General features: G+C 61.8%; 1 protein-coding gene. It reads right to left on the reverse strand.

The features are described 5' to 3' along the window. On the reverse strand, nt 1-283 hold a 283-nt coding region (locus SB753_RS36525; RefSeq protein ID WP_410804994.1), incomplete at both ends, for a glutathione S-transferase N-terminal domain-containing protein.

The raw sequence follows: 283 nt of genomic DNA on the forward strand, positions 1-283 counted from the left end.
GAGCATCGTGAATCCGGCGAGCGCCTGTTCGCGCAACGATTCGGTAATCGAAGCAATCTGGCGCTCGGGCGGCCGGATCGATTCGTCATAGATGTCGCTGAGCTTTCCATAGATCGCCGAGGCGATACCGATGAACTGCAATGCGTCGCGCCGTCGCGCGCCGCTCGTCGCGAGCAATGCGCGAGCGGGGCCGACCTCTTCGTGCAGATAGTCGATGATGCTTGCGCTGTCGTAGAGAATCTCGCCTTCGTCGAGCACGAGCGCCGGCACTTTCACCATCGGG

This window comes from Paraburkholderia sp. SIMBA_053 (assembly GCF_046534895.1).
GTDB lineage: Bacteria > Pseudomonadota > Gammaproteobacteria > Burkholderiales > Burkholderiaceae > Paraburkholderia > Paraburkholderia caledonica.